Origin of the sequence: Coxiella endosymbiont of Amblyomma nuttalli, assembly GCF_018107685.1 — a bacterium.
Classification (GTDB): Bacteria; Pseudomonadota; Gammaproteobacteria; order Coxiellales; family Coxiellaceae; genus Coxiella.
Genome location: NZ_CP064834.1, coordinates 261,317 through 279,634, shown reverse-complemented (window position 1 = coordinate 279,634; position 18,318 = coordinate 261,317). Strand labels below are relative to the sequence as shown.

Here is an 18,318-nt window from a genome sequence, read left to right as displayed (position 1 = left end):
AAGAGCAGCTATAGGAAGAACACTCCATATACCAGCCTCATAATACTAAGAAACATGCGTACACCTCCAACCTTTATGCATAATACAACCTTTATGACCAATCCAAAATTACCTTACCTGCCCTTCCTGATAGCATCACATTAAATGCTTCTTGAAAATCTTTTATAGGAAATTCATGCGTAATGATGGGAGAAATATCTAGTCCATTTTGTAACAGATTGGTCATCTTATACCACGTTTCAAACATACGCCGTCCATAAATACCTTTAATCGTCAGGCTTTTGAAGACAACTGCATTCCAATCGATAGCAAAAGACTCAGGAGCAATCCCTAAGAAAGAAATGTTTCCACCATGATTCATAACAATTAGCATACTACGCAAAGCTTCTGCGCTTCCAGACATCTCTAATCCAACATCAAAACCTTCTGTCATACCCAATGACTTCATTATTTTCGTCAATGGTGTTTGTATGGGATTTACCGTAACAGTCACCCCCATTTTCTTTGCTAAAGACAAACGATATTCATTGACATCAGTGATTACCACATAGCGTGCGCCGACACGACGTGCAATAGCACCAGCCATTAAACCTACAGGACCTGCACCTGTAATTAAAACATCTTCACCTATTAAATCAAATTCCAACGCAGAATGAACAGCATTACCGAAAGGGTCCAAGATAGCCGCTATATTGTCGCTAATTTTTTCTGGAATCTTGCAGACATTCTGTGCAGGGATTACTAAATATTCAGCAAATGCACCCGGACGATCGATACCCACACCCAATGTGTTACGACATAAATGACGTTGCCCAGCACGACAATTGCGACAATAACCACAATTAATATGTCCTTCACCAGAAACCCGATCACCAATAGAAAAACCTCTAACGCTCTCACCTATTTCCACTATTTCGCCGAAAAATTCATGACCGACATGCATAGGAACTAGGATAGTTCTTTGTGCCCATTCATCCCATTTATAAATGTGTAAATCAGTCCCACAAATCGCGGTTTTTTTAATTTTGATTAATACTTCATTGTGCGTAGGTCTCAAGATTTCTGTCTCTGATAACCAAATACCTACTTCTGCTTTTAATTTTGAAAGTACTTTCATATTTTACTCCGTTATCCTAATATAGTAGCCAAAGATATTACCAGATTCGAAGTCTGAATTTGTCCTTGCACGATAGAAAGCAAACCCATGCAGTAAATAATAAGAAATTAAATTACTCCTAAGTTTTTTCCTACATAGTCAAATGCTGCAATGGCTTGGTCTAACTGATTCTTAGTATGAATCGCCGATATCTGTACTCGAATACGTGCTTTATTCATAGGTATAACGGGATAAGAAAACCCAATGACATAAATACCTTCTTTTAATAATTGATTTGCCATGTTCATAGCCAATTGTGCACTTCCCAATATAACGGGAATAATCGGATGATTACCTGGTATTAAAGTAAAACCTAATCTTTCCATGCCCATACGAAAATAATGACTGTTTTCCTGTAGTTGTTGACGTAATTGTGGACCTTCGCTTTTTAACAGCTCAAACATTTTTAACGAAGTAGCAACAATGACTGGAGCTACAGAATTAGAAAACAAATATGGACGCGAACAATTTCGTAACCACTCAATAATTTCCTTGTGACCTGATGTATAACCTCCTGACGCACCACCCAGAGCTTTCCCTAATGTTCCAGTCAGAATATCGATACGATCCATGACACCACAATATTCCGGTGTACCTCGTCCGTTTTTACCCATAAATCCTACTGCATGTGAATCATCAACCATGACCAACGCATGATATTTATCCGCTAAATCACAAATGGATTTTAAATCAGCAACAGTTCCATCCATTGAAAAAACCCCATCTGTTACGATTAATCTATAACGCGCACCTTTCTTATTAGATTCCTTAAGTTTCATTTGCAAATCTTGCATGTCGTTATTTTTATAACGATACCGTTGCGCTCTGCACAATCGAATGCCATCAATAATACTGGCATGATTCAATTCATCACTGATAATTGCATCTTCAGAACCTAAAAGCGCTTCGAACAAACCACCATTTGCATTAAAACAGGAAGAATATAGAATCGTATCCTCAGTGCCTAAAAACTGACTGACTTTTTTTCCAATTCTCCATGAATATTCTGTGTACCACAAATAAAACGTACCGATGCCATCCCAAAACCATATTCCTTAAGTGCCTTTTGCCCTGCCTTAATTAATTCAGGATGACTCGATAGACCTAAATAATTGTTAGCACAAAAATTAAGAACGAGCTTCTGATCTACTGAAATTTCAGCATTCTGTAAAGAAGTAATGATCCGCTCAGTCTTATAAAGGCCTGTTTTTTTAAAATTCTCAATATTACTACGCAGTCGATCTAGTATTTCATTCATTGGTAAACACCTCTTAGCAGCTATTCATTGCAATAATCCTTAGTCTTTAAAATTACGGACCCTCCAAATTGTATGATATTTCAACTAATAAAGAAAATATAAACTCCTATGGTTTAAACAAAATCAACTCTCTGTTTTTCGTACGTTACCGCACTCTTGATTGTTTTTTTTAATTTCAAAACTACAAAATTTTGTTTACTAAGATCTAATTTCTTAAAAATGCTCTTTAACAGTTTATATGAACTGTTGTTAACGTTTTTTATAGAAATCGCTCTCTATTACTTATCACTTAATTTTAATGGATATTTAGTTGATTGTAGAACAATTCCTTAACAAGGGATATCTCTTGTGAAATTACATCACTACTGTTAAAAATGACTTTGAAGCTTATAAAACAGACTATGAATTTTAGCATTATACTGATTCTGGTTTTGGATAATAAGAAAATAATAGACTTATTTCATTCAATTTATACATAATTAATATTAGTAATACAAAAAAGCATGATAGCTTCTTTAACAGATATCGTTCTCAGGGAGGAACTGCGTTTCTTTTATCAAAAAATAACCCTAATCAAAAAGTTCTTTGAAATGCATTTCTAAAGAACTTCTCTTGATGCACAAAGAAAATTTACCAGACACCAATTAAAAAAATAAGCAACAGCCAGCCGATAAGCCGGGTTCTGTCATGGACAGTCATCTATCTAGGATGTATGTCACCACACACCTCAAGCAGCCTACCCAAATCTGAGTGCGGGCTACACATTCAAAGATTTTTATTTGGCCTTGCTCCAAGTGGGGTTTACCATCGCCGTTTGTGTTACCACGAACGCGGTGCTGCTCTTACCGCACCATTTCACCCTTACTGTCGAGACATTCGACAGCGGTATACTTTCTGTTGCACTTTCCGTAGACTTTCGCCTCCCAGGTGTTACCTGGCACTTTGCCCTATGGAGCCCGGACTTTCCTCCCAGTCAATAACTAGTATCATAACTGGGCGACTGTCTAGCTGGCTTAATCACACTATATCAGATTTAACCTACCCCTACATAGTACATATTTTTAATTGTATTATACACTTAATGCATTAATGCTCTTACTATTAAAGTCTACTATACAAGTAGGTTAATGATTCTAGATTGCAATAGCTCTCTATCATCGCCAAAGATGTTTTCTTCACTGTCTGCAACATCTTCTTTTCTGGCTTGAATATAAAAATGTTTATTAGATCGCTTATCTTAAGAGATGAAGGTTATTTTTTCGTGCAAGAGGCACCCAGACTTTTTATTAAGGCTTGTCGTGTAATCAAGACAATCTTCCTACAAACACAGGCGTAATTGGTACTAATCTCAACATACCGTCCAAAAAACCGGTTATTTTGGCTCTATCTTTAATTTATTGTTTCTTAGGATATAGAATAACCTAGTGTTTTATAGCAGCTAATTGTTGGACATACACGCTTCAAACGGATTAAACAATCCACAGTGCCTTTAATTCGCGCTTTCTTTTAAGCGATATTAAACAGATCAGTTATGCTAAAGCGTTATGCTAAAACATATTTGATGTCAAGATTACATTGGCGTTCTGCCAGTGCTGCTCATTTGGTAATACACACTGTTTTTATTCTTTTTGATAATAAATCACATTCAGCGACAGCCAAAGTCAACTATGTAAAGTACTTAGATTATTTGTTTAGGACCTATATATTAAAAAACCAGCCTATATTAAAATATATTAAAACATGAAAACTGCCTTGTAATCGTACTCCTGATACATTGTAACAATTGGACCAAAATAATTAAATCATTATGTAAATATCAAATCTCTAACATTTCGTGATATATTAACCCAAACTATCTAGTTTTCCGCTCGCCAACAGAGTATTTTCATTGTATTGCTAACAGCCAACAACAAAGTAGCGGTTAAAGTAATACCTTGAACCAATTTGGAAATGCCTCAGATAACCGTACCTCCTATAAATCTTTTATAAATTTTCAAAAGATTTTTCCATCGATTTACTACATTTAGTTACTAATTCCAACACGTTTTGTAACGCCGTTTCAGTGAGATACTGCAAAAAAGGGAATAGCTCATAAACTGAATGAAAAACACAAAAGCAATTATGGTTTCGATTCAATATTCTTAGACATAATTGCGTCAATGCAATGATTACTATCATTAAACATATAGATGGCTAAAGAAATAACAAAAAGTAGACACATCCTGTTTTTATAAACGCATGATGCTACGATTAATAATCTTAATTGCATTTCGCACAGACACTGTACGTTATATCAGTTGAATGATTGCGTGAAAATCCCAAATGCGCTTCCAGGATATTTGTTTATTGATCCGCCGTTGAAGCATCGAATAAATTTGACGATGACTGGAGCTTCGAAGCCTGCAGAACTTAACGAATACAGATATAATAAAGAATCAGTCAAGAATAAGTTTTATATAGAATTGATTTCACCAGTAATATTTGAAGCTCCAGTCATCGTCAAATTTATTCTTCGTTAAGTTCTAAAAGCTTCTATGAAATCTTCATTTAATTATCAAATAAGTAAATTTTGCGCAATTTCTGCTCTATGGAGGTTTGAATAAAACCAAACAAATTGCTTGCTTTACAATTTTAGTACTGTTGTTCGATATAGCTACACATAGATAATAGCTACATGTTTTGCAATAGTGTTTCAAAATATTCATTTTATGGGTATCCAATTTGATAAGTTTTATTCATCACGATTACTTTACAACATTACATTTAACTCAAATAATAAACATTCCTTTAGATATTAATTTAGTTAATTACAAAACAGAAATATGACTTTCTTAATTGCAGTTTTGCTTTTACCTAATAATAAGTTCCATGTTTAATAAATTCAAATGCCGAAAACCACACCCATGCAGTAGATTACTTGTATATAGACTTTATTAGTAAACAAAAGAAGCACATTGCTAGAAAGTACATTGTTACGTCAAAAATTATTGATCAGGACGTCTATATAAAGATCGATATAACGATCATGAACTTCCATCCGTCCTTCTTTATACTAAAAGCACCAAATATTCAGCTGGTAATCTACTCGAAACTTAAATATTCTACTGCGTTTTGTTATCTGTACTTAGTAGTGTGATTACTTACCAGCTAAGAAAAAGAGAATTAGGGAGGAATTCTGCAATCCTGCTTTAGTTGAACTTAATTATTGCGTCCATGAGTTATAGCTCAAGACTTCGGCATAAATTACACACATATTAGTTTCTGAATCTATCAATGATCTCTATCATTTAACTTTACTTTATTCCTGTTCTACCCTACAATGGATGATGTTTGGTCTTAGCTAATCTTCACATTTTCGACGCTTTCCTTTATCATTCTTAACAATTTAGAAATTAGGAAATCGTATGAATAATCAAATTTTTGAAAAAAACATCGAAAAAATTCATCAGGATATTTCTATCACTTGGGACAAAAGTATCATTCCTGCACTAATCAACTATATCAAGATCCCAAATAAATCGATTTTTTATGATTTGAATTGGAAAGCGCATGGTTATATGGACGAAGCTATGCAGTTGATCGTCGCCTGGTGTCAAAAACAGCCTATCAGAGATCTGCAATTGGAAGTGATCCAACTAAGCGAACGCACACCGCTTTTATTCATCGAAATGCCAGGACAGATTAATGAAACCGTTTTGCTCTACGGTCATATCGATAAACAACCAGAAATGAAAGGCTGGGAAAAAGACTTAGGACCATGGAAGCCCGTTTTAAGAGAAGGTAAACTGTATGGCCGTGGTGCCGCAGACGATGGTTATGCTGTATTTGCTGCATTAACAGCTATTGCGACATTACAGCGTCATCAAATCCCTCATGCTCGCTGTATCGCTATTATCGAGGCCTCTGAAGAAAGCGGTAGCATTGATTTGCCTCCTTATTTACGTTATTTAAAAAATCGTATTGGAAAACCAAATTTAATTATTTGCTTAGATAGTGGCTGTGGTAACTACGAACAGCTTTGGTGCACCACTTCCTTACGCGGCAATATCAACGGCGAATTAAAAATTGAAGTCTTAAAAAACGGTATCCATTCAGGCTTAGGAAGCGGTATTGTACCTTCTCCTTTTTTAATTTTGCGTCAACTACTTGATCGCATAGAAGATAATCATACTGGAGCTATCACTGTAGACGCATTGAAAGTAGCAATTTCAGAACAAAATCGAGAACAATCTAAAAGCATTGCTGAGTGGATGAGTCAGTTAATCTCTTTACATCTTCCTTTCTTACCCAATGTTAAACCAGTTGCTTCTGATCCTCTAGAATTATTACTTAATACTTTTTGGCGCCCACAATTAAGCGTGACTGGCCTTGATGGACTACCCCCTGTTACAAATGCGGGAAACGTAATAATCCCTTCTTTGAGTGTTGTATTGTCCTTGCGTACTCCCCCAGTCTTGGATACAGAAAAAGCAGCACAAGTACTGAAATCAATACTCGAAAAAGAACCCCCTTTTAATGCAAAAGTCTCTTTTCACTTTGAATCCATAGCAGCCGGCTGGATAGCACCGCGTTTAAGTACATGGCTCTCACGAGCTAATGCAATAGCTTCTCAGCAATTCTTTAAAAAACCGGTAACTTATTTCGGTGAAGGCGGTACAATTCCTTTTATGGGCATGTTGGGCCACATGTTTCCTAAAGCTCAATTTATGATCACAGGAGTTTTAGGTCCGCTCTCTAATGCGCATGGCCCTAATGAATTTTTACATATACCGATGGGAAAAAAAATAACTGGCTGCGTAGCTTCTGTAGTAGCCGCTCATTATACACATCATGGTTCAAAACATAGGTGATGGGATTTAAATAACTTTAGCAAAAATGTTAAAACCGCATTCATTCTAAAAATTCGTTTCTATAATGGCGTATAGATAATCCGAGTATAATTGTACACCAAACATCAAAATCAATGATAGTGTGTAGATATAGTGTATAGATGATAATAACTGTGGACATAATAAGATGGACATAAGTAAGAACAGCAGATGCATGATGCACTATTATCATAAAAATAGTATTATAAAATAGTGAAAGTAGCAAAGACTGTCCCCAGAATATAGCACGTATCCTTGATTCGCGGATATAGAAAATTAGATTCAGATCAAAAATTCAGTAATAATAATACTATACATAATAACACTTTGTTAAAACATTACATCCATAAGAAAATTTACCTCTAAAATTTAATGTGATAGACATGATTACACAATTTGAGTTTTTGATGATTTTAATCCTGCTATAATCACACCTTACAACACTTACAATTTTACAACACTTACAATATAGTATAAGCAGTAGTATAAACAGTATAACAAAACAAATAAACTCATGCCTATTTATGACGTCTTGATCATCGGCACTGGTGCTGCGGGTCTCGGGCTCACCTTGAGTCTGGCAAACGGAGCACATATTGCTATAGTCAGTAAAGATGGTCTTACTGCCGGCTCTTCTTCACATGCTCAAGGAGGCATTGCCGCTGTGATGAATGCCAATGAAGATAGTGTAGGTCTTCATATTCAAGATACTTTAAACGCGGGAGGAGGTTTATGTAATACTGAAGTGGTAAAAACCACAATAACTCAAGCCAAATTAGCTATTGAATGGCTGACACAACAAGGTGTGCAGTTTTCTACTGAGGGTGATCATTATCATCTTACACAAGAAGGAGGGCACAGTCGACGACGAGTCTTGCACGTTGCTGATAAGACAGGAGCAGCTATCATAACAAAGTTAGCTGAACAAGTAAAAAACCATCCGAACATTGATTGTTTTACTAACCATACAGTAATTGATTTACATATCAAACATAATCGTTGTATTGGAGCACTAGTATATAGCAATCAACATCAGCAAATGTTAGTGCTTAATGCAACACACACAGTACTTGCGACAGGAGGCTTTAGCTTTGTCTATTTACATACTAGCAATCCCTCTTGCACGAGCGGTGATGGTATTGCAATGGCTTGGCGCGCCGGATGTCGCGTAGCTAATTTGGAATTTAATCAATTTCATCCTACTTGTCTTTATCATCCTGGAGCTAATTATCATTTAATCACTGAAGTTGTTCGTGGTGAAGGAGGTTATTTATTATTACCTAACAACGGCAAACGTTTTATGCCACACTATGATAAGCGCGCTGAAATGGCGCCAAGAGATATTGTTGCTCAGGCTATTCATATGGAATTGAAAAATCATCAATTGGATTACGTTTACCTAGATATTAGTCATCGTACCGCTGCTTTTATTAAAAAAACTTTTCCTACTATTTATTCGATGTGTCTAAAATTTAATTTAGATATGACAAAAGAACCATTACCTGTTGTCCCAGCTGCACATTATACTTGTGGCGGTGTAATAACGGATTTAAATGGTCAAACAGACGTTCCAGGCTTATATGCTATAGGAGAAGTAGCTTGTACGGGATTACATGGAGCTAATCGAATGGCAAGTAACTCGTTATTGGAATGTCTGGTTTTTGCTGCCAATTGCGCACGTGTTATTAAAAAGCACTATCGAGAAAGAAAAAATCCAGTAAAAAGCATGCATTGCATTAAGTCCTGGATTCCTGTCGTTACAGAAATGGTGGAGAACATTTCCGCTGAAACCTTGATCCAACACGTACGTAAAATTATGTGGGATAACGTAGGGATCATTAGAAGTAATGCAAGTTTAAATAAGGCAAAAAAAGAATTGCAACCACTGCTTCAAGAAATTGAAACCATTTTTCTCAATCAACCACTCAACAAATCGCTTATTGAACTTCGTAATATAATTACAATAGCTACACTAGTTATAGAAAGCGCTCTCTACAGAAAAGAAAGTCGCGGCCTACATTATAACGTGGACTATCCACAAACCACTAGTAGCCAGGCAGTAAACACCGTTTTAACTCCCACCAAATCAGTACTCACTGCATCAGAAATTATATGGGAATAAACCTAGGAGAGACCATAAGACATTGATAACGCTCACTTTCAATAGTGTTTTGGTGGCGCTGAGTCATATAAGATAGCAGTAGTTATAATAATCGTTTCTTATCTATGCAAATAAAAATAATATGATAAAAACGAGACAATCAAATCTGAAACAAAACGGTTATTTCATTTGATGCGGTACTAAATCTGGACGCAATACCCAATTTAAAATCCAACGGTTTTCAAATTGTTCTAAACAGACCACGGTTGCAGGTGTAAAACGTAAAATATCAGGATAATCGTCACCCAATATCAATGTATTAACCAGTTGTGACATACAAGGCATGTGACCAACCAACAGGGTGTCATCATGCCACTCTTGAACGCGATCGATGAGTAATGCTATTTGATGATCTGATCCCAATAGCTCACAGACTTCTATCAGCTGATTTTTCGCTACAGCCTCAGCTAAAATAACAGCACTTTGTTGAGCACGCAATTTACCGCTGTGCATCACATGTATAGCATGTACATCTCGATAGGCTAAGTATGTTGCTATTCTGTTAATTTCTTCAATTCCTTTTTGAGTAAGTGGTCGTTCACCACTTTTATTGGGTAATTGTTCTGCATGGCCGTGACGAACACAATAAAGTTTCATTTAAACTCCGTAACTAGAGATGGGAATCCGATTCTATACTCCCATCATCGGAATATAAATCCCCTTGCCATAAACAACACAAAGAAAGGTAAAGTTAAACAATCAGACTATTGACAGGAATGCTTAACAATCCGTAGAATGCCGAATTCTTAATGGGGCTATAGCTCAGAGTTGGGAGAGCACTTGCATGGCATGCAAGAGGTCGGCGGTTCGATCCCGCTTAGCTCCATTCCATCCAGCTTGTGCTGAAAAAGCTACGTAGCACAACGGCTTTTGCTGTTGATAAGCGCTGATTTTCAATGATGGGACTAGAACAAATGGAGTTAAATCCATAAACATTAACAAGCAAGAAGGCCGAAAAGGTCATGAATTAAATAAAGTTAGTAAAAAGCAGAGAGGTCCCCATCGTCTAGAGGCCTAGGACATCGCCCTTTCACGGCGGTAACAGGGGTTCGAATCCCCTTGGGGACGAGACCCATCGTCAAATAGTGAAAATGTTTCTGTACAAAGCACAGAGATAAACGGAACTTCTAATATAGCATAGACTTTGTCGTCCGCAACAAAAGGAAACTTACCAATGGAGATCTTCTCATTCTGCTTCAGCACAACATATTCTGAGAAACATAGAATATCCGAATATTACCTGATTACCTAAGCACTATCTAATTATTTCAGATTTATATTCGTTCTTCAATTGTATTAGGGCACTTATCTGATTGTACAGTTTCACTTAGAGGTAAAAGGAAATTAACTATTAATATTTGTAGGAATATAATGAAGCTGACAATATTTAGATCTCAGAAAAACAAGAAGATTACTACTAAAAAATTTCCTTATTTATTTTAATTTCTCTGAGTTTATAAGTTATGTAGATCGATATAGACTTTCTTGTATTCTGATGATTAGACAAGACCACTTATTCGTATTTCCAAAAAAATATCCGATTGTGCTACTATGATATAGTGAAATATATATAGAAACAGGATTATAAAAATAGAAACTGCAATCTCCTTAAATAAAGCATCATTGAGAGCTGCTCTTTTAGTCGTTATTTTTGATCCATTGCCTATCTCGTTACTATATCTTGAACTACTTGAAATAATTGAGATCTTTTAGTGCAAAGAATCTTTTTAGTGTAAAAAAATCAACAAAAATAATCAAACTGATCAAATGAACAAATAAATAAAAGTAAAGTAACGAGAAAAATAATTAGATAAAAATCCGCATCGAAAGATCGATGGCACGAACATGCTTCGTCAAAGCTCCAACCGAGATGAAATTAACGCCCGTTTCCGCAATTGCACGAATATTTTCTAAATTTATATTTCCGGAAATTTCAAGTTCTGCTTGATTTTGGTTGATAACAACAGCTTGTTCTATCTCATTAATATCAAAATTATCTAGCAAAATAATATCGGCGTTCGCACTTAGTGCTTCATGTAATTCATTGATATTTTCTACTTCCACTTCTACTGGTTTATCCGGATGATGATTTCGTGCCTTCTGAATGGCTTTTGTAATTGAACCGCAACTAACGATATGATTTTCTTTGATGAGGTAAGCATCATATAATCCCATGCGATGATTCCTACCTCCTCCGCAAAGAACAGCATATTTCTGAGCGTAACGCAAGCCGGGAAGAGTTTTTCGAGTATCTAGCAACTTAGTGGTTGTGCCTTTTAATTGTTCAACATATCGCCTTACTTCTGTGGCAGTTCCAGATAAAGTTTGCAGCCAATTGAGTGCTGCTCGTTCAGCTGTGACAAGAGATCGAGCTTTTCCTACTAATTCCGCTAACGTCTGATCCGCACTAATGATTGTTCCATCTTTCACTCTCCAATGGATTTTTACAGCAGGATCAATGTATTGATATATGGCTTCCACCCAAGGAACGCCGCAGATAATAGCATCCTCACGTGCAACAATAGATGCTTTTGCCAAATAATCCTCTGGAATCAACTCAGCCGTAATATCGCCACTACCAACATCCTCGGCGAGACTCCATCGAATGGTATTTTGGATAAGTGTTAAGTCCATCAGTGAGAATGTTTTTCTGTTTTAGGTTTCTTTTTTTTCTGCCAGCTCTTATTACGTAAAGACCACAAAATTGCAATGGGGCCAGAAACAACATATGTGATACAAAGGAACAGCAGAGTATCCGGCGGATCAAAAGAAATAAGCACCAAAATTAAAACAACCGCCAAAACAGCTAAGAAGGAAATGCGATTGCGTAAACTGAAATTTTTAAAACTATAGTACCGAATTGTGCTGATTTTCAACAGGCCAAGCAATACCGCCGCTATTGACAAAGGTATAGCAATTGCTTCACCAGTAATGTAGTAGACACTACACACCAAAACTATACTCGCTACTAAAGCTGCTGCCGCTGGAGTAGGCAGTCCATGAAAATGAAGCTTATCGATTTTTTTAACTTGCACATTAAAGCGCGCTAACCGTAAGGCAGTACAAGTTCCGTAAATAAAAGCGGATAACCAGCCAAGTTTTCCCATCACGTTAAGCGACCAGGTATACATCACAAGAGCTGGCGTGACTCCGAAATTCATCATATCCGACAAACTATCGAGTTGAACTCCAAATTCACTTTGAGCATGAAGCATGCGTGCAATTCGACCATCTAGACCATCCATAATTAGTGCTATAAAAATGGCGATAGCTGCTATTTCATAGTGACACTTGATGGCGGCTACAATTGCGTAAAAACCCGCAAACATTGCACCAATGGTAAAAAGATTAGGGAGGAGATAAATACCGCACACCCTAAGCTGCTTTATATCCGTCATCGCTGCCCCTAGCAGAATTAATTAAAGTGCTATAGTATTTGTCCACTTACTATATCATAGATTTCATTGAGTAAAGAGTGACAAATAGGTCATTTCATGAAAAATAAGAAATCGAAAATAATTATTGAAAGAGTGATAAAATCTTGAGACACTTTCTCCATTCCAGCGATTGGATTAAGCGCATGAGCGGCACGTTATTTACTTTTCACAAACACCAAATTTATTATTCATCTCTGCTTTATCTTTTCATAAAAGAAGGACACAAATGCGTCGTTCTTAATCCCCACTTCGAACAATCAAATCCAGAATTGCATGAATCCATAATAATAAAATTCGTTATAACTAACAACTTACTGATTTATCAAGAATACATTGATTGATGTAAGGAGCAGGGTGCTATATGCAAGGTCGCTTACCCATAACCTATCAAGAAACAATATTTACCGATGGACAAAAACACTTTACTTCATTAATTGATGATATTGCTCATGCTAAATATTCAATTGATTTAGAAACCTATATGTTTCATAACGATTCCTTGGGTAAACGTGTAGCCCTTCAGCTTGCAGAAGCTGCCAAACGTGGCGTTAAAGTTCGAGTAATGGTGGACGGTGCTGGTAGCCCATTGTGGAGTGCTAATTTTGCGTATTTTTTGGAAGAATCTGGCGCAAAAACAAAAGTATTTCATCCTTTTCCGTGGCAGCTATGGAATTGGAGCCGTTCTGTCGTTAAATTACCCTTTTTATTAAAATGGATTTATTTAATCTTGAAAATTAATTTCCGCAATCACCGCAAAGTTTGCATCATCGACCGAAAAATTGTCTATATTGGTAGTCTTAATATTTGTAAACATCATTTATCAAAAGCCGAAAGCGGCGATGCGTGGAGAGATACTTCTGTACGAATATCAGGTATTTATTTACCAGAATTAAGCAAAGCCTTTGAATCGGCCTGGTATCATCGTACAGTCAAAGAGCGCCTTCGAGAAATTTTCCGACAGGTGAGAAAAGATCCATTAATTCGTTTAAATTACACGCGTCACCGACGACGTATCCTCTATAAGAATTTATTGCGCAAAATAGCACATTGCAAATCTCGTATTTGGATCACCAACGCTTATTTTATTCCAGATAATTTTTTACTAAAACGGCTAAAAGATGCCGCTTGCACTGGCATAGATGTTCGTATTTTACTACCACGTAAATCGGATGTGATGATGATGCCATGGGCATCGTCTACCTTCTATGACAGTCTACTCAAAGCGGGAGTGAGGATTTTCGAATATTTGCCAAGTATGCTCCATGCTAAATCATTAATACTCGATGACTGGATGCTTATTGGTTCCAGTAATCTAAATCATCGTAGTCTGATTCATGATTTAGAGGCCGATATTAACATTTCTTCTGTAAAATCAAAAAAAACCTTAGAACGACAATTTTTAGAAGATCTCAAAAATTCTCGGGAAATATCTTTAGATAGTTGGGAAACCTTGCGCCCACGTCGACAACGGATTATCGGCCGCTTATTGCTCTATATAAAATATTGGATTTAAATAACAACAGCCACCACTCTATTGTATAGGAACAGATACTTAGTCCAGCATTACAGTGTAATGCACTCGCGAGAATGATAAGATACAAAAAGTATTACTTACACGTATTACTTACGCTTTAATAAAAGCCAGTTGTTTGTCCTTTTTTTCAACCTTAATCGTCATACCTGGTAAGAATTTTCCTTCCAAGATTGCTTGTGATAATGAATTTTCTAAATGTTGTCGCAATACCCGCTTTAACGGCCGTGCTCCATAAATAGGATCGTAGCCCAATTTTGATAAATAATCGAGTGCATCGTCCATGATAGCGAGCCGATAATCTTTTTCTTTCAGACGAGTTTTAATGCAATCAATTTGAATAGCTGCAATATTGCGAATTTGTTGCTCTTTTAAGGTATGGAAAACCACTACTTCGTCAATACGATTAATAAATTCCGGCCGAAAATGTTGTGCAACTACCTCCATTACAGCCTTTTTCATATTATCGTAACTTTCCGTCACAACTTCTTGGATTAATGTCGACCCCAAGTTAGAAGTCATTACAGCAACTATATTGCGAAAATCAACTGTTCTTCCTTGTCCATCGCTTAATCGACCGTCATCCAATACTTGTAATAAAATGTTAAAAACATCACTGTGAGCTTTTTCAACTTCATCCAGTAAAATAACAGAATAAGGGCGACGCCGAACTGCTTCCGTTAAATAACCACCCTCTTCATAACCTACATAGCCAGGTGGTGCGCCGATTAATCGCGCAACGGAGTGCTTTTCCATAAACTCAGACATATCAATGCGTATCATCGCTTCTTCCGTATCAAACAAAAAAGCAGCTAATGCTTTACATAACTCAGTTTTACCAACTCCTGTTGGACCCAAAAATAAAAAGGAACCAATAGGCCGATTAGGATCAGATAACCCGGCACGTGAACGACGGATAGCATTCGACACTGCACTTATTGCCTCTTCCTGTCCAACTACACGTTTGTGTAGCTCTTGCTCCATATGTAATAATTTATCACGTTCACTTTCTAGCATTTTAGATACGGGAATACGTGTCCATTTAGATACAACCTCAGCAACTTCTTCTTCAGTCACCCTGTTTCGCAATAATTTATGCTCACGAAGCTCATCTTCTTTTGCAGCAGCCATCGCTAATCTTTTTTCCAAATCTGGGATAACGCCGTATTGTAATTCTGACATACGGCCTAAATCGCCTGCTCGGCCTGCCGTTTCTAATTCAATGCGTACTTGCTCTAGTTCTTCTTTAATTTGCTGAGTATCAGCAAGCGAAGCTTTTTCACTTTTCCATACCTCTTCAAGATCAAAATATTCTTTTTCAAGATGTTTAATTTCTTTTTCCAAATCCGTTAAACGTTTTTTTGATGCAGCATCAGCCTCTTTTTTTAATGCTTCACGCTCAATTTTTAATTGAATTAATCGCCGTTCCAACCGATCTAATTCAACCGGCTTTGAATCCATTTCCACACGAATCTGACTTGCCGCTTCATCAATTAAATCAATTGCCTTATCCGGTAAATTACGATCCGTAATATATCGATGTGATAATGTTGCCGCCGCAATAATAGCAGGATCTGTGATTTCAACACCGTGATGCACTTCATAGCGTTCTTTTAATCCACGTAAAATAGCAATTGTATCTTCTCCGGAAGGTTCGTCTACTAACACTTTTTGAAAACGTCGCTCCAAAGCAGCATCCTTTTCGATACATTTTCGATATTCATCTAACGTCGTTGCTCCCACACAATGAAGTTCGCCGCGAGCCAAAGCTGGTTTTAACATATTGCCAGCATCGATAGAACCTTCTGCCTTTCCTGCACCTACCATAGTATGCAATTCGTCGATAAATAAAATAATCCGTCCTTCATGTTTGGATAAATCTTTTAATACCGCTTTTAAGCGTTCTTCAAATTCACCTCGAAATTTGGCACCTGCAATTAAGGAACCCATATCTAATACTAACAATCGCTTGTTCTTTAGCCCCTCTGGTACTTCTCCGTTAACAATGCGCTGAGCAAGCCCCTCCACAATCGCGGTTTTACCAACACCAGGTTCTCCAATGAGCACTGGATTATTTTTTGTGCGTCGTTGTAAGACTTGAATGGTACGACGGATCTCTTCATCTCGCCCAACCACTGGGTCGAGCTTCCCCACTGCCGCTTTTGCAGTAAGATCAATCGTATATTTTTCTAACGCTTTTCGCTGAGATTCAACACTCTGATCAGTTACTCTTTCTCCACCGCGTAAGTTTCTAATATTTTTCTCGATTACTGCAGCATCCGCATTTGCTTTTATTAAAATTTCTCTCAATCGACCTTTTGCTTCTAAAGCTGCTGGGATAAATAATTCGGATGAAATATATCGATCTTTATTTTTTTGAGCTAATTTATCCATTAGCGTTAGTATTTTCCTCAATTCATGGGATAGATGAATTTCACCTTCGGTATCTTGGACTTGAGGGTAATTATCGATAGCTTTATCGATATCATCAGTAAGGGTCAGCAAATTAACGCCAGACTGCTGTAGCAAATGTCCTATGGTTCCATTTTTTTGTTCCAGAAGAACCTTCATAAGGTGGAGTGATTCTACATACTGATGATCGTGTCCAACAGCCAAAGATTGTGCATCTGCTAATGCCATCTGAAACATGGTAGTGAATTTATCTATTCGCATAGTCCTTTTTCTCGCTTGATTAAATAATATGCTTAACTATGAGCCAAAACTACTTCTTTGTTATTCCTTAAATCTGGGCAATATGCGATAATTTCAAGTACGTCTTCTTTTTGTATACAGTATCGATGGTGTTCTCTAGGGTGTTTTTACTTATACAACACTCTACTTGTTCAACGTGCACAATTGCTTCATTAATACATCATGTCGTCGATGGGGAATTTATTCTTGGTTGGTTAAAGGTGTTAACATGGTAATTCATTATTACGATCATAAGCTTGCCCTCGATGGAAAAATCGAAAGTACTTTATTTAATTTGTTGCAGAATTGAAGAAAAATTTCCGCAAATTAACCAAATTAACATCATCTAATAGTGATTGTGAGGTGTAAATCATTTATCAGATTAAGCTTAATGTTAATAGGTACTAATCATTTCGATTTTTCCTTTATTGATACTCTAAAAAGTAATTCAAAATACCACCATCAAAGACTAAAACTTTAGACGAATCAAATTACCATTTCTTTAAACTTAAATGATACGTTTAATATTTTTCGTATCCAGAGTTTCCAAAATTAAATTGAAATAAATCAATCAATTATTCCTGATGTAATTTCTCTCCTACTCGTATTATTTGTATTAAGATGTTTATATTTTATTGATTATCAGCATCCCATGCCTTACCTCCCAAGCCTCAATTTGAGAGTAGTAGCAATTTAAACTAGTATTAGTTATACTTCCTCTTAGATTACTATGTTGACGAGGTAATAAGTTTTAAATTTTTGTTCTTCATAGGTACAGGTGACATTACGCTTTAGGTAATGACTTAATTAAAACTAGTGCAATTTAACATACTCCAGTTGAACTATAGAGAAAATGGGCCCACCAGGACTTGAACCTGGGACCTGTCGATTATGAGTCGATTGCTCTGACCAACTGAGCTATGGGCCCGCAGATCCTCTACAATAGACATTATTTTAACATGTAAATAAATCAATGATGAACTATCTTCTATCAAATTTTGATTACCATTCTAATCTGTCCATTCTAAACGATGATAATAGTACACACTGTAAGCTGATTACTGAGGAAAAAATTAAAACGCCCACAATTCCTTAATAAATAAATTCATCGCTTATTTTCTGGAACGTTAAAAATAACAATTGCATGAATTTTCCAACTGTGTAACCACGGCCGATGTCTATACCAATAAATAAAGCAAAGGGGACATTAAGATTG

Annotated in this window: 9 protein-coding genes, 3 tRNA genes, 1 other RNA gene and 1 pseudogene; 6 read left to right on the top strand and 8 right to left on the bottom strand. The window is 36.5% G+C overall.

Annotated features, from left to right (window positions below):
- Positions 1-91 precede the first annotated feature (91 nt).
- From tdh to rnpB, 3 genes and pseudogenes are all read right to left on the bottom strand, one after another.
- Complete coding sequence (gene tdh / locus CEAn_RS00955; RefSeq protein ID WP_211923975.1) at positions 92-1,117, bottom strand: L-threonine 3-dehydrogenase; 1,026 nt, start codon at positions 1,115-1,117, stop codon at positions 92-94.
- A 107-nt stretch (positions 1,118-1,224) separates the two neighbouring features.
- Positions 1,225-2,414: pseudogene (locus tag CEAn_RS00950) on the bottom strand (glycine C-acetyltransferase).
- A gap of 655 nt (positions 2,415-3,069) precedes the next feature.
- An RNA gene (gene rnpB, locus CEAn_RS00945) (RNase P RNA component class A) lies at positions 3,070-3,430 on the bottom strand.
- A gap of 2,388 nt (positions 3,431-5,818) precedes the next feature.
- On the opposite strand from rnpB, the gene CEAn_RS00940 reads away from it, so the two are divergent.
- Complete coding sequence (locus CEAn_RS00940) at positions 5,819-7,264, top strand: M20/M25/M40 family metallo-hydrolase (protein ID WP_211923974.1); 1,446 nt, start codon at positions 5,819-5,821, stop codon at positions 7,262-7,264.
- A 532-nt stretch (positions 7,265-7,796) separates the two neighbouring features.
- Positions 7,797-9,404: an L-aspartate oxidase gene (gene nadB / locus CEAn_RS00935; RefSeq protein WP_211923973.1), complete on the top strand. Its 1,608-nt coding sequence runs from the start codon at positions 7,797-7,799 to the stop codon at positions 9,402-9,404.
- Positions 9,405-9,563: 159 nt separating this feature from the next.
- Here the strand turns inward: nadB and sixA are convergent, their stop codons facing one another.
- The gene (sixA, locus tag CEAn_RS00930) at positions 9,564-10,040 is read right to left on the bottom strand and encodes a phosphohistidine phosphatase SixA (protein WP_211923972.1); all 477 of its coding nucleotides are present in this window, start codon (positions 10,038-10,040) and stop codon (positions 9,564-9,566) included.
- 154 nt (positions 10,041-10,194) lie between these two features.
- Between sixA and CEAn_RS00925 the strand changes: the two genes are divergently transcribed.
- Positions 10,195-10,269 (top strand) — tRNA-Ala (locus tag CEAn_RS00925).
- 169 nt (positions 10,270-10,438) lie between these two features.
- Positions 10,439-10,511: transfer RNA gene (locus CEAn_RS00920), tRNA-Glu, on the top strand.
- Positions 10,512-11,249: 738 nt separating this feature from the next.
- Here the strand turns inward: CEAn_RS00920 and nadC are convergent.
- Positions 11,250-12,077 (bottom strand): carboxylating nicotinate-nucleotide diphosphorylase, encoded by an 828-nt coding sequence (gene nadC / locus CEAn_RS00915; RefSeq protein ID WP_211923971.1) that lies wholly within the window; start codon positions 12,075-12,077, stop codon positions 11,250-11,252.
- Entirely contained in the window at positions 12,077-12,841 is a 765-nt protein-coding gene (pssA, locus tag CEAn_RS00910; protein ID WP_211923970.1) for a CDP-diacylglycerol--serine O-phosphatidyltransferase, read from the bottom strand. Before pssA ends, nadC begins: the two co-directional genes overlap by 1 nt.
- 182 nt (positions 12,842-13,023) lie before the next feature.
- Here pssA and CEAn_RS00905 point away from each other — a divergent pair, with 182 nt between their 5' ends.
- Together CEAn_RS00905 and CEAn_RS00900 are read left to right on the top strand one after the other, a co-directional pair.
- The gene (locus CEAn_RS00905; protein ID WP_244670125.1) at positions 13,024-13,221 is read left to right on the top strand and encodes a DUF3579 domain-containing protein; all 198 of its coding nucleotides are present in this window, start codon (positions 13,024-13,026) and stop codon (positions 13,219-13,221) included.
- A 20-nt stretch (positions 13,222-13,241) separates the two neighbouring features.
- Complete coding sequence (locus tag CEAn_RS00900; RefSeq protein WP_211923969.1) at positions 13,242-14,393, top strand: phospholipase D-like domain-containing protein; 1,152 nt, start codon at positions 13,242-13,244, stop codon at positions 14,391-14,393.
- Positions 14,394-14,504: 111 nt separating this feature from the next.
- Here the strand turns inward: CEAn_RS00900 and clpB are convergent, their stop codons facing one another.
- Together clpB and CEAn_RS00890 are read right to left on the bottom strand one after the other, a co-directional pair.
- Positions 14,505-17,084: an ATP-dependent chaperone ClpB gene (gene clpB / locus CEAn_RS00895; RefSeq protein ID WP_211923968.1), complete on the bottom strand. Its 2,580-nt coding sequence runs from the start codon at positions 17,082-17,084 to the stop codon at positions 14,505-14,507.
- Positions 17,085-17,956: 872 nt separating this feature from the next.
- Positions 17,957-18,030, bottom strand: a tRNA-Ile gene (locus CEAn_RS00890).
- Positions 18,031-18,318: the final 288 nt, after the last annotated feature.